General features: G+C 37.7%; 9 protein-coding genes. 7 read left to right on the top strand and 2 right to left on the bottom strand.

Going from position 1 to position 13,940, the window contains the following annotated elements; genetic code table 11:
* Positions 1-2: 2 nt before the first annotated feature.
* The 5 genes from MM214_RS01360 (at position 3) to MM214_RS01340 (ending at position 4,432) form a co-directional block, all read left to right on the top strand.
* The gene (locus MM214_RS01360; protein WP_241291112.1) at positions 3-980 is read left to right on the top strand and encodes an alpha-E domain-containing protein; all 978 of its coding nucleotides are present in this window, start codon (positions 3-5) and stop codon (positions 978-980) included.
* Positions 980-1,714, top strand: coding sequence for a peptidase (locus MM214_RS01355; RefSeq protein ID WP_241291110.1), 735 nt, complete (start codon positions 980-982; stop codon positions 1,712-1,714). Before MM214_RS01360 ends, MM214_RS01355 begins: the two co-directional genes overlap by 1 nt.
* A gap of 1 nt (position 1,715) precedes the next feature.
* Positions 1,716-2,564: a transglutaminase family protein gene (locus MM214_RS01350; RefSeq protein WP_241291107.1), complete on the top strand. Its 849-nt coding sequence runs from the start codon at positions 1,716-1,718 to the stop codon at positions 2,562-2,564.
* Between the two features lie 76 nt (positions 2,565-2,640).
* On the top strand, positions 2,641-3,894 hold the full coding sequence (locus MM214_RS01345; protein WP_241291105.1) for a metallophosphoesterase: 1,254 nt from the start codon (positions 2,641-2,643) through the stop codon (positions 3,892-3,894).
* Positions 3,895-4,201: 307 nt separating this feature from the next.
* A complete protein-coding gene (locus MM214_RS01340) occupies positions 4,202-4,432 on the top strand; it encodes a hypothetical protein (protein ID WP_241291103.1) in 231 nt (76 codons plus the stop codon).
* Positions 4,433-4,617: 185 nt separating this feature from the next.
* Here the strand turns inward: MM214_RS01340 and MM214_RS01335 are convergent, their stop codons facing one another.
* Positions 4,618-6,003 carry a hypothetical protein gene (locus tag MM214_RS01335; RefSeq protein ID WP_241291101.1) on the bottom strand — a complete coding sequence of 462 codons (1,386 nt, stop codon included), beginning with the start codon at positions 6,001-6,003 and terminating at the stop codon, positions 4,618-4,620.
* Positions 6,004-6,211: 208 nt separating this feature from the next.
* Positions 6,212-8,500 carry an acyl-CoA dehydrogenase family protein gene (locus MM214_RS01330; RefSeq protein WP_241291099.1) on the bottom strand — a complete coding sequence of 763 codons (2,289 nt, stop codon included), beginning with the start codon at positions 8,498-8,500 and terminating at the stop codon, positions 6,212-6,214.
* 177 nt (positions 8,501-8,677) lie between these two features.
* On the opposite strand from MM214_RS01330, the gene MM214_RS01325 reads away from it, so the two are divergent.
* Both MM214_RS01325 and MM214_RS01320 read left to right on the top strand, forming a co-directional pair.
* On the top strand, positions 8,678-10,342 hold the full coding sequence (locus MM214_RS01325) for an RluA family pseudouridine synthase (RefSeq protein WP_241291097.1): 1,665 nt from the start codon (positions 8,678-8,680) through the stop codon (positions 10,340-10,342).
* A 77-nt stretch (positions 10,343-10,419) separates the two neighbouring features.
* Positions 10,420-13,650: a S41 family peptidase gene (locus tag MM214_RS01320; protein WP_241291095.1), complete on the top strand. Its 3,231-nt coding sequence runs from the start codon at positions 10,420-10,422 to the stop codon at positions 13,648-13,650.
* The last annotated feature ends 290 nt before the right edge of the window (positions 13,651-13,940 follow it).

The raw sequence follows: 13,940 nt of genomic DNA, 5'->3' as shown, positions 1-13,940 counted from the left end.
ATATGTTAAGTAGAGTCGCAAATTCAATATATTGGCTGGGAAGATATTTGGAAAGAGCTGAAAACTATGCTCGCTTTATCGATGTGAATATCAATCTTTCTATGGATTTACCCCCAGATATGAATGAACAGTGGGAACCATTAGTTAAGGCCACAGGTTCTTTTGAAAATTTCAAGGCAAGAAATTTGAATTTTGATCGGAAACAAGTCATACACTTCCTGACTTTTGATGTAGAAAACTTGAATTCCATTATTTCATCGGTGACATTTGCAAGAGAAAATGCAAGAATTATAAGAGAAAATCTGACCAAAGAAACTTGGGAAAAGCTCAATGAACTTTATCATTTTGTAAAAAAGAAAGCCATTAAAAAAGAATGGAAGGCCGAAGATTTAAGGGAGTTTTTCGAATCAGTGAAAAATCAGATTCTATTGATATACGGGCTAGCGGAATCTACTGTAGCTAGATCAGAAAGTTGGCATTTTCGACAATTAGGAATGTACTTGGAGCGTGCCGATATGTCAAGTAGGATTTTGGATGTGAAATATCACATACTATTACCCTCTCCGAATATGATAGGTACTCCTTTAGACTTTCTGCATTGGACAGCCTTGTTGAAATCAGTGACTGCATTCAATACTTACAGAAGATTGTATGGGAATATAGATTCTTCGAATGTCGTGGAATTTTTGGTCTTGAATGAAACTTTTCCACGATCCATATACTATTGCTTGGTGGAAGCAGAGAAATCACTTTATAAAATCTCTACAGAAGGAAGAAATGGAGGAAGAAATACTTCTGAAAAAGTCATGGGCGAATTGAGATCAAAGCTCGAGTTCGATGATGTCACAGATGTAATCAATACAGGGTTACATGAATATCTTGATGAAGTTCAGTTGAAAATAATTAAAATTTCAAATGAAATCGATAAAAACTTTTTCCAGATAAAACATAATTTTGCAATCCAACAAATGGAACAATAATGACATTTTGCTTAGGAATCAAAACCAAACATGGTTTAATAGGTCTTTCTGATACAAGAATTACCTCTGGAAATGAAACTACCACTTCCAAAAAAGTATATAAAGTAAACAAAGAAAAGCATTCATTCTTTATCATGACCTCGGGACTAAGGTCCGTGAGGGATAAAGCGATAACCTACTTTTCTGAAACGATTGAAAAGCAAGATGACAAGTTCAAAAAACTCTATGAAGCAGTCAATGAGTTTGGAGATCAAATCAAGCGTGTGGCTAAAGAAGACAAAGAAAGTTTGGAAGAAGGAGGACTCTCTTTTAATCTATTTTCTATCATAGGAGGTCAATTAGAGGATGACAAATTACCCAAACTCTATCTTTTGTACCCACAAGGGAATTGGATTGAAATCAGAAGAGGTACACCATTTGTCATAATTGGGAATTCGGGTGCTGGAAATCCAATTTTAAAGCGTTCGTTGAATTATGAAGAATCATTAGATTATGCTTTGAAATGTGCCTTTTTGGCCTTCGATGCTACCAGAATCTCAGCAAATGATGTAGACTTCCCTATTGATACGGTGATTCTGGAAAATGATAGTTATCAAATCATCGAAAAGCGCTTCGAACAAGCTGAACTGGCTCATATTTCTGAGTTTTGGAATTCAAGAATCAGAGAAGCTATAAGCGAGCTACCTGCTGATATCTTGAAGAAAGCCTTTGATGACACTGTGTCCATTGTGTGAAATGGACAAATTATTAAAAATTGAACACAAGTCAGTTTATCATTATGAGGAACAAGTTACTCTTGGTCCGCATGATATTTTGATGTTTCCTCAGCATAGATCATATATCAAAATTCTCAGGTCTAGTTTGAAAGTATCTCCTAGTCCTCAAGGAAAATATGAAAGAATAAATGCTGAAGGTAATACTTATTATAACATTTGGTTTCAAAACGATACACAAAAACTAGAGATCATATCTTCGATCAGCGTAAAATTACTACCCTTCAATCCTTTTGGATTTATTTTGAAAAAAGGATTGGAGTTTCCATTCAGTTTATTCGAATATGACAACAGAGAACTTCCAGCATTAAGACCGTATTTGATTTTAGATAATGATTCCAATTTTATGCTGGAGTATGTTGATTTACAGATGAATTGCTCTACAGACTTAGTTTCATTTTTGACCAATTTGGTAGCTAGTATAAAAAGTAAATGGAATCATGTATTGAGAGAGGAGGAGGGAATCCTCTCCTTGAGATCTGTTTTTGCTTCTAAATCTGGTTCATGCAGAGACTTATCATGGATGCTGATGCAAATGCTAAGAACCAAAGGTTTGGCTTCAAGGTTTGTAAGTGGGTATGCATACAATCCTGAGCTAGATACAGGTCATGAGCTACACGCTTGGGTGGAAGTTTATCTTCCAGGTGCAGGATGGATAGGTTTAGATCCAAGCTTAGGTCTATTTACCGATGAATTTTATATTGCTTTAGCATGTAGCCATGATCCATTGTTGACTATGCCAATCTATGGCTCTTATTCTGGAAGTAAATCCAGCAAACTGAAAACTGAGGTGAATATTTATCATATTTAGATAATATTATACGTCGTACCCGAACCAATACAGCTGAAATTCTGTATATGACTTCGTACAATTTATAATTTAAAATATGAATCAAGTAGGAGGTCTTATTTTTCTTATTGCGCTTTTCTTATTTTCTACCTTTCTCAACTGGTATGTTTTCCAAGCTTATAAAACAATTCTATCAGGCATGGATTCGGAAAGGACAAAGCATGTTCTAAATCTGCTCTACTGGCTGATATTTGGAGGTGTTTCTATTTGGGTAGTTTACACCTTTCAGCAAATATTCAAAGCAGGGGAAATATCTTATGCACATCAGCATGTACTGAATGTGTTTTTAACAATCGTGGTGACACAATTGGTATGTACTGTTTTTCTTTTTGGAGAAGATATTTTCAGAAATATTCAAGCAGGTTTTTCTCTTTTGATGAATGGAAAATCAGCCACAAGCTTTCCCTCAAGACTGAAATGGTTGAGTATGCTGGCTTTAGCAATATCTATGGTGCCATTGACAAGTTTTGTCTATGGTATCACCAAAGGAAAATACAATTTCACGGTTCATAAAGAGGTTATTTATTTCGATGATCTTCCCGAGGCCTTTGATGGCTTTACTATTACACAGTTGTCTGACATACATGCAGGTAGCTTCAAAGATATGAAAGCTGTTAAAAAAGGAGTTGATTTGGCTATAGCTCAGCAATCTGATCTTTTTGTATTTACTGGAGACCTTGTAAATCATGAAGCAAGTGAAATAGATCCTATGATAGATATTTTTAATAAAATCAAAGCTCCATTCGGTCAGTTCTCTATTATCGGTAATCATGATTATGGAGATTATGTTTCCTGGGAAAGTAAAGATGCTAAGGCTGAGAATTTCAAAAAATTTATCAATCAGCATAGCAAGCTAGGGTACAATCTTCTGATTGATGAACACGTCACTATTGAAAAAGACGGACAACATATCATTTTGGTGGGTGTCCAAAACTGGGGCAAAGGTTTTCAATCCAAAGGAGATTTACAAAAAGCATTGGAGGGAGTAGATCCTCAAGATTTCAAAATATTACTTTCTCATGATCCTTCCCACTGGGATTATGAAGTGAAGGTTGAGCCTCGGAAAATCCACTTAACACTTTCAGGTCATACTCATGGGATGCAGTTTGGAATTGAAACTCCTATCATCAAATGGAGTCCTGTTCAGTATAGGTATCCAAACTGGGCAGGTCTGACTGACCATGAAGGAAGATTTCTATATGTTAACAGAGGATTTGGATTCCATGCCTTTTCCGGAAGGGTTGGAATTTGGCCTGAAATTACTGTGATCGAATTAAGAAAGAAGAGATGAAATATTTGAAAAAACAGATAATTATCCATGCTAAAGACCAATTTTGCTAAAAACATTAAGTTTTTAAGTTGAAATTACGAAATCATTGAAAGTATTTTGTGTATGAAAGCCCTAATATTTGGTATTATTGTCTGTTTTGATAAGTTTTTTAAATGTTAAAGCAATATTAAATTCAAAATATTCTTTGGGTAAATGATATTTCAAATAAATGATATAACTTTTCAAATATTAAGCCAAAAAATACCTACTTCTAGGTATTTTTTGGCTTAATGCTTATCGGTAAATTTCGAGTCTAAACTAGGAAAACATGAAATTCTTTTATCTAAGTAGTATTAGTGATGAAAACGGTAATTTTCAAATCCATGAAAAGGAATGTCCGTTTCTTCCTGATGCTTTGGATCGTGATTATTTAGGACCATTCAACAATGGTAAGGAGGCATTGAGAAGAGCTTTGTCAATAAATAAAAAAGCAACTATATGTGAACATTGTTGTGAAAAAAAAATCGCCAAGTCTCTATTGTCACAAAAGGAAAATTGATCATACTTGTTGGTCCTTGATAGGTAGATATTATCACATGACCATAATTTTTTTTTTCACCAGTCATTTTTTAGACATTTCAAATATCCATCATCTGGTAGATTAAACTGAAGAGAGACTTTGAATAGCTTCAAAGTCTCTCTCCAATTGCCAAAAACCAATTCTAATGTAATCAATCGGCTTTATCAAAATTTAAAATTTAAATTCACAACTGGATTTGATAATTGAGAATAATTGCTAAAGTTATTGGCCTTAGCTTGTAACTGCTGATTCAAAAAGTAATTCTCAGGATTGAAATCTAGGCTATACTTTATGTTATTTTTTTCGGCCTTTCCTAAATTCCCTTTAAGACTCAAATTTTCATTTTTGTATTTATGAAAAAGAAACTCTTGAGTGATTAGCGCAAAGCCTGATCCAAGTGCTAGGTAGACCGTTGCAGACTCGCTTTCCGCTAGTGCAGCAATACCCACACCTACAAATGCCGCTCCTGTGGAAGCATAATTTATGGTACTACCTTGCTTTGCACTTAAGTTTACTCCTTGTGTTTTTCGTTGGCCCAAATATGTTCCAATGATCCCAAAGCCAGCAGGAATAAGAGCCAAACCACTTCCTTCAGATCCATTAAAAGCTATTTCATTTGCAATTGCGAAACCCAATCCCACACTTACATTGCTCATGTTGGTAGCATACCTGCCATCACCTTTGGTATAAGGATAATTTCTAGAAGCTATGTTTCCAGCGTACAGACCAGCTCCTCCACCAAGTAGTGAGCCTAAGCCATAAACCCAAGCTTGTTCACCATTTCCTGCTGCTATTGTAGATAGCCCCACATAGCTACCTAGCAGCCCATGGTGTCGCATGATTTCAATGTGTCCCTCAGAATACCTCCGCTTTTTTTGTAATTGAAAGGCATATTCTCCTAGCCCTATACTGCCTATGGTAGAGCCAATGAATGTGGTTCTTACTTGGTCTCCATTGTTTCCACCAACCATTAGGCCTAGAGAAGCACCAAAAATTAATCCCAATAGCCTACCAGAATTATTTGCTCTGATTACCGACCTATCGATTCCTTCAAATTTCTTGGGATTGATCAGCGGACCTAGAGCCCACATACCTCCAGTGATAAATGGGATTCCAGCTGCTCCAGCACTTTCTATTGGAAATATAGATAACATTGTACTACCGTAGTAGACTCCATATCCTATACTAACAAATCGCTCTCTAAGTCTCCATTCAAAGTCATTTGGTTCTCGTACCAAGTTAATTGAAGTTGTAACTTTACTACTTTCTCTGTCCCATTGCTCCTTCATTTTCTGATAAAGATTCTGCTCTTCGGTAGACATTTTATTGTAGTAATTGAATAGAAAAAGCTCAAAATCATTTAAGTAATCAAGTTCTTCTGCGTCAAGCGTGTCTCCCACGGTTTGTTTATGCTTGATTTGCTTATAGGTTGGTTTATTTGACTCTTCCCAATACCCACGAGCGGTATAGATTCCTTGCGAGTGTACACTGAAGTTCGCAGTTAGGCAGAATACAGCTAGGAGCAGGATTAATTTTAGGTTAGTTTTCATAGAAATAAGAGAAATTAGAAATCGAATGTATCAATTATTTTTCTAATTTCTCCTAAACTATTAATCAATGAAATGTTATGTCTTTTAATCAAGAAGATAATACCTGTATTGTTTGGGCTATGTATAGGGGATAGGCATTCATTTCGATCATACACTTTTTGATAGAAAACCCCGCAGGTCAAGACTAAATGACATAGATATGAAATTTTTAAATTTTTGCTATTGGAGCAGCTATGCAAGACTCCGGAATATCAAACGCGGCGGTCAAAGCCAATGCATTCTTTCTAATTTCCCAACAAAGCTGATTTACTTCCTTCCGAATTGCTTTGGTTTTGACGCCCTCCATATACCCTTGCTCTAGATACCAACCTCGATTTTTCTCGATTGTATGCAATGCAAACAATTGACAAAGCTGAGTGAGTGCTGTTTTGACACCATAGTTTGATGTGACAATGATTTCCTTTTGAAATTCCTCGAGAATTATTCTCTCTATATAAGCTTGACCCACATTCAAAAGGTGATGCTGAACCACATTGAAAGCATCGAAAGAGTCCATTCCCTCGTCGATATGTCTCTTAATTCGTTGCGCAGCACTTGCCAAAATAGCTCTTTCCCTGTACTTGAATGCACTTAGGTGAAAATCCATATCCAATAAATGAGCCTGTTCGGTACTTCTAATGATTAATGGATTTTTTTCAGCTATACTTGTTTTTGCTTGGTTGACCACGTAATTGAATATGGTAAACATGTTCATATCACCAAACTCCTGCCTGAACTCAGTTAACCTATTTTTAGCCACCAATTGCATCAGAACTACATTATCCCCTTCGAAAGTGGTGTATACATCTGTATCGTTTTTGAGGGCATCAATTCTATTTTCCGAAAGATAGCCCTTACCACCACAAGCCTCTCTGCACTCTTGCAGTGTCGCTGTGGTAAACCATGTGGTATACGCCTTCATACCTGCTGCTAAAGCTTCTATCTCCTGGGCTTCCTCCTCAGTTCTTTCCAAGAATCTTTTGGTCAAATACCTCAATCCAAAATGGAGTGCGTAGCTAGCCGCCAATGGTGGCATTAGCCTTCTTTGGTGCATTCTGTAATTCAAAATAGGAACCTCAGCTCCACCTTCTGGCCCGAATTGCTTTCTTTTTTCTCCATGTCTAATGGCAATTGTAAGTCCAGTTTTGGCAGCGGATAGAGCAGACCTAGGAATTCCAATTCTTCCTCCGACAAGTGTCCCCAGCATGGTGAAGAATCTTCTATTATCAGAACTTATTTCACTTTCAAACTCCCCCTCATCATTGACTGAAGAGAATCTATCAAGCATTTGTTCTTTTGGAATCACGACATTGTCAAAATAGATCACGCCATTATCGACGCCATTGAGACCCATTTTTCTACCGCAATCTTCTATCTGTACACCCTTGACAAGGTTTCCTTCTTGATCTCTTAAAGGTACTATGAAAGCATTCACTCCAAAATCTTCTCCATCAATGATGAGTTTTGCAAATACGGTAGCCATCTGACCATGAACAGCGGCATTTCCTATATATTCTTTTCTCGCTTCAGGATTTGGAGTATGGATTGTAAAAGTGCTAGAATTGTGGTCGTAGGTAGCTGTGGTCTCCAAGCCTCGTACATTCGAACCATGCCCAGTTTCTGTCATCGCAAAGCAGCCTGGAAGATCCAAGCTTCCTATGTCCTTGAGGTACTTTTTATGGTGCTTATCTGTACCTAAGAAAAACACACTCATTCCCCAAAGTCCAAATTGTACTCCAAATTTTATCACTAAACTTAGGTCATGATAGGAAAGTGTTTCCATGATGGTGAAATATCCTTTCATATCATCTTTTCCACCTGCAAATTTCGGGAATGCCCAAGCACCGAGCCCATGCTCTGACAAAACCTTGCACCATGTGAGCACTTGCTCTCTTTGATCACTCAAGCTTTCATATTCCCGATAAGCAAAACTTGGATCGGAGATTATCTTTTTTACTTTTTGTATGACCTTTTGCTGATCCCCGTCGAGAAGAGAAATCATTTCAGTAATGTCAAAAGTACTATTTGCTTTATGTTTTGCTGTGATAGTCTCATGTCCTGTTCTGAAGGCATATCCAGCTTCTTTTCCTAGCAATCCCAAGGCAAGTTCTGTACGGTGAAAATCTTCAATTTCACTTTCCGAAAATTTTGCATCACGATCATACTTCTCTACCAGTTTGAGACCGATAGAGGTCAAGCCACTGTCAGCGGAAATGTCAAGGTTTTTTATCTCTTTCTTCCAAGACTTGAGCAACTTTGGTTTAGGTGGCAAAGCTGGATTAAGATGCTCTATGAGCATATTTTTTTCTAGCGGATTGATCCATTTTTGTCTGGAGATCAGCGATTTCATCTCTTCAATCTCCAATGGTGTCAGAACACTATCAGCCCACAGTGTATAGTAAAGTGGTAGAAAAATATAAATTTTGGGATTCTGGGTGGTTAATTCAGATTGTATCATATGATTGTTTGGTTAGTCTTTGATTATACTATTTTTTTGATCCTAGGTTATATTAAGGAAAATTCAAAGTATATTTTGCCATTCATTTTTGCCTACTTTGCACTTTGGATGATCGATCTTAAAATTTCGATAAACGATAAATCATTTTTACATTTGCGGAAATCAAAACTCCCAAATTTGAAGAAGTTCATTCCTTTTGATCAGGAAATTCAAACTCTACAACTACCTGAAAAGTTTAATTTCCCATTCTATTACCAACCTTCAGTCATTTCATTATTAGCAGCCCAAAAACTCAAAGAATACCTCTCAATTCAAAAAGATTGGAAGCATAACTTTGGACTTGATCAGGATGATGAGCGTTTGGCTATTGGTAAAATGTTTGGAGTGTTAGTTGTCAAAAACAGTGAAGGAGTGTTAGGATTCATTGCGGCATTTTCAGGTAAGCTTGCGGATAGCAATCATCATAGCTATTTTGTACCTCCTGTATTTGACATGCTTGCTTCTGATGGTTTTTTCAAGAAAGAAGAGGCAGTTTTGAATGATTTGAATAGCAGCATCGAATCATTGGAAAATGATGTAGATTTCCTCAATAAAAAAGAAAAGCTTGAGGAATTTCAGAAAATTGCTTCACAAAAAATAGCAGCTGGTCGTGCCAAAGTCAAAGCTGCTCAAAAGATAAGAAAAGCCATACGAACTCAAAAAGTACAAGAGTTGAATGATGTTCAATACGAGATTTTAATGGAAAGTCAGCGTGAAGAAAGTTTGAAGATGCAGTATTTCCAACGTAAGCTTGAGCTTGAATTAGCTACTGAAATTGAAAGACTCAAATCAGCTATATACCCATTTGAGCAGAAGCTTTCATCCTTAAAATCAGAAAGAAAAGAGAGATCTCAAAAACTTCAAGATAGGCTTTTTGATGAATACCAATTTTTGAATGGTAAAGGTGAATTGAAAAGTTTGAAACAGATTTTTCTAAAGGAGCTTGATTTGCCTATTCCTGCTGCTGCTGGTGAATGTGCTGCTCCTAAATTGCTCCACTATGCTTATGCCCATCAACTGACACCAATTGCCATGGCGGAGTTTTGGTGGGGAAGATCTCCCAAATCTGAAATCAGGAAGCATGGAGAATTTTATCCAGCTTGTAGAAGTAAATGTGAGCCTATACTTGGACATATGCTTCAGGGAATAGACGTAGATGATAATCCTATGCTCTCAAATCCTGCCGAAGGAAAAGAGTTCAGAGTAATATATGAAGATGAAGTATTGATACTGATAGATAAACCCGCAGAATTTCTGTCTGTGCCTGGTAAAAACGTCGTCGATTCTGTACAAAAGCGTATCAGCGACATTCATCCTGATGCAGTATTGGTGCATAGACTAGATCAGAGTACTTCTGGGATCATCCTCGTAGCGAAAACAAAAAAAGCACACCGACAGCTCCAAGCTCAATTTATCAAGCGAACAGTAGTGAAAAAATACATAGCCTTGCTAGAAGGAGAGCTTAAACAAGATTCAGGAGTGATTAATTTACCATTGAGAGTGGATTTGGATAATCGACCTAGGCAAGTAGTATGCTTTGAATACGGGAAGCCTGCAGAGACAAAGTATGAAGTTATAGATAGGAAAAATGGTAAAACGCGTGTGGTATTCTATCCAATTACAGGTCGAACACACCAGCTTCGCGTACATGCAGCACACGATTCAGGACTGGGCATACCCATAGTTGGAGACGATTTGTATGGAAGAAAAGCTGATAGACTTTGCCTACATGCAGCTTATCTGGCATTTACACATCCCAATTCCGAAGCAAGAATGGTCTTTGAAGTTCCACCAGCATTCTGATAAATCCCACTAGTGTAATTTCAAGCTGCGGCTTATTCAAAATGTTTAATTTTAAGCAAAAAATAAAACCTAAATATATGAGAATAATTAAAATTTGTTTTTCACTTATGCTTTGTGGGGTATTTGGTAGTCTATCTGCCCAAGATGCCCCAAATTGGCTTAGGTATCCTTCCATTTCTCCAGATGGTAAGCAAATAGCTTTCACCTACAAAGGGGATTTGTATACCATTCCTTCTTCAGGAGGGAAAGCTATTCAGCTGACATTTCATGAAGCGCATGATTTCATGCCCGTATGGAGCATAGATGGACAGCAGATTGCCTTCGCCTCTGATAGGTACGGGAACTTTGATGTGTTTGTAATGTCAGCAGATGGAGGTGCTGCACAAAGACTTACTTATCATTCAAATGATGAGTTTCCTTATGCTTTTTCATCAGACAATAAAGGTGTGATCTTTGGCGGATCAAGACAAGATGCAGCTAATCATAGACAGTATCCAACAGGTTCACAACCTGAGCTTTATCAAGTTCCTGTAAAGGGTGGGAGAGTAGATCAGTTATGGACTATACCTGCTGAATACGTACAAGTGAGCAAAAATGGTGGTAAGATGGTCTATCATGACAAAAAAGGTGGTGAAAATGAGTGGAGAAAAAAACATCAATCAGCTATCACAAGAGATATTTGGATGTATGATTCTGAGAAAAAATCTCATAGCATGCTGACTACTTTTGGTGGTGAGGATAGGAATCCAGTTTTTTCTCCAGATGAAAAATCAATCTATTACCTATCCGAAGAGAAAGGTTCATTCAACGTGTTCAAAATGGACCTTGCCAATCCATCTCAAAAAACTGCATTGACAGATTTCAAAGACTTTCCAGTAAGATTCTTAAGTATTTCGGATGAGGGATTGATGTCCTTTTCATATGATGGGGAGCTCTATACTATGAAGGATGGAGAGTCACCAAAAAAACTAGAGGTTAGTATCAAAACCCAAGCGATTCAAAATCCAGACAGCTTTATCAATATCAGCGGTGGAGTAAGAGAAATGTCCATTTCTCCTGATGGAAAAGAGATCGCATTCATCGCTAGAGGTGAAGTATTCGTGACCTCCGTGGAAGGTGGCCTGACCAAAAGAATCACCAATTCACCAGAACAAGAACAATTTGTTCAGTTTGCTCCAGATGGAAAATCCATAGTCTATGCAAGTGAAAGAAATGGCAAATGGACAATCTATCAAGCCAAAAAAGCAAGAGAAAAAGAAGAGCCTTTCTTTTATGCAAGTACTTTAATTGAGGAGAGACCACTCGTTGAAAATGAGCATGATAACTATCTTCCAGTTATATCCCCAGATGGTAAAAAGTTAGCTTACGTGGAAGCGAGAAGAAACTTAAAGGTAATGGACCTTTCTACTAAATCTGCTGTCACATTGATGGGACCAGAGCAGCTGATGCACATGAGAGATGGGGATCAGTACTTCACTTGGAGTCCTGACAGCAAATGGCTATTGGCTTCCTATAGCCCGACTATGGCAAACGGTGAAGTGGTTTTACTAGATGCTTCTGGCAAATTGCCTATGGAAAACCTGACCAAATCTGGATATGGAGATAGAAAACCTAGATGGGTCAATGGTGGAAAGCAAATGCTTTGGTTCTCAGATAGAGATGGTCTTAAAGGCTTTGCAACAAGTGGCGGTGCTCAATATGATGTCTTTACCATGTTTTTCACCAAAGAGGCTTATGAAAAGTTCAATTTGAGCAAAGAAGACTTCGACTTGATGAAGGAAATCGAAAAAGCTGCAAAAGGTGACGATAAGAAGGATGATAAAAAGGACGAAAAGAAGGATGATAAGAAAGTAGAAGATATAAAAATTGAGCTTGAAGATATTGAGTTGCGCAAAGCCAAGCTTACGATTCATTCTTCTTCTTTGGGTGATGCGGTGTTGGACAAAGACGGTGAGAAGCTTTATTACCTTGCTAGGTTTGAAAAGGGAATGAACCTTTGGAGCACTGATCTTAGAACTAAAGAAACAAAGATGGAACTCAAGCTCGATGCAACTGGGGGTAGTTTGGAATGGGATAAGGAGATGAAAAACCTATACCTACTTAGTGGTGGAAGCATATCAAAGATCACAAGTAATGGAACCAAGAGAGAAGCAGTCAAGATTCAAGGAGAAATGGACATGGACACAGAAGCAGAGAGAGCGCATCTTTTTGATCATGTCAATATAAGGACCAAGGGTGTGTTTTATACACCTGATATGCATGGTGTAGAATGGGATGAGTTAGCCGAGTCTTATAAAAAATACTTGCCACATATTGGTAATGGATATGAGTTTGCCGAAATGCTGTCCGAGATGATTGGTGAGTTGAACGTATCTCATGCTGGAGCCAGATACAGTAGGACTGTACCACAAGCCGATGCGACAGCAGCTTTGGGTATTTTTATGGATTATGAGCATGCAGGAATAGGTATCAAGATTGCAGAAATCATCAAGGGCTCGCCATTGGATAAGTCTTCTTTGTCTGTCAAGCCTGGTATGATCATCGAAAGCATCGATGGCGTGACCATCGCTGAAGACAAGGATGTAGCACAGTATTTCAACAGAAAAGCGGATAAGTTTACACTTCTGACGGTGCTTGACCCTAAGTCAAACTCACGTCAACAAATCACGGTAAAGCCTATCACCCTTGGAGAAGAAAACAGGTTGCTTTATACGAGATGGGTAAAGAAGAACCAAGAAGAGGTAGAGAAGCTTTCTGATGGGAAGCTCGGATATGTTCATATTCCAGGTATGTCGGATGGCCCATATAGAAATATCTATGAAGAGATGATGGGTAAGTTTCACGATAAAGAAGGTATCATCGTAGATACCAGGTTCAATGGTGGAGGTGACTTGGTTGCTGATTTGGCTATGTTTTTCACAGGAGAAAAATTCATCACTTATGCCACGGAAGACAGAGAGGTAGGCTATGAACCTACTTTCAGATGGACCAAACCAACTTTAGCCATGTTCAATGAAGCAAACTATTCAGATGGACATTGCTTTGCTTGCGGATATACAGATTTGAAAATTGGGAAAACTGTAGGTATGCCTACTCCAGGTACTTGCTCCTTTGCTGGATGGGAAGCATTGCCAGATGGTACTAGATGGGGTGTGGTACCAATTTCAGCTAAAAATAAAGCTGGTGAGTGGATGGAAAACAACGAAACAGCCCCACAATTCCAAGTGAAAAACATGCCTGGGAAAATAGATCAAGGCGTTGACCAACAGCTAGAAAAAGCTGTCGAAGAATTGCTGAAAGACATTTAAATCCAAGAAAAAGAGGGGTTTTTGAATGTTGTTCAAAAGAAAACCACATGGTTCTAAGTCAAGTAAAAAAGACTTTGAACCATGTGGTTTTTAATTTTTAAGAAATTGCTAATTAATGTCTCTAAAGAATTATACACAAAGACCAGCAGCCAAATCTTTTAAGCTATTTTCAAGATTCAGATGTAAATTGATATTGGATCCGCCCAAGCGAACAAGATATTCATGGATAAACTGTTCCGATTTTTCAGAATTGACAAATAGTAATCAATTTCGGCAATGCATTGATATCA

It is taken from the genome of Belliella kenyensis (genome assembly GCF_022549675.1).
GTDB classification, from domain to species: Bacteria; Bacteroidota; Bacteroidia; order Cytophagales; family Cyclobacteriaceae; genus Belliella; species Belliella kenyensis.
Note: the sequence above shows the minus strand (reverse complement) of the source record. Positions and strands in the feature narration are given on the sequence as shown.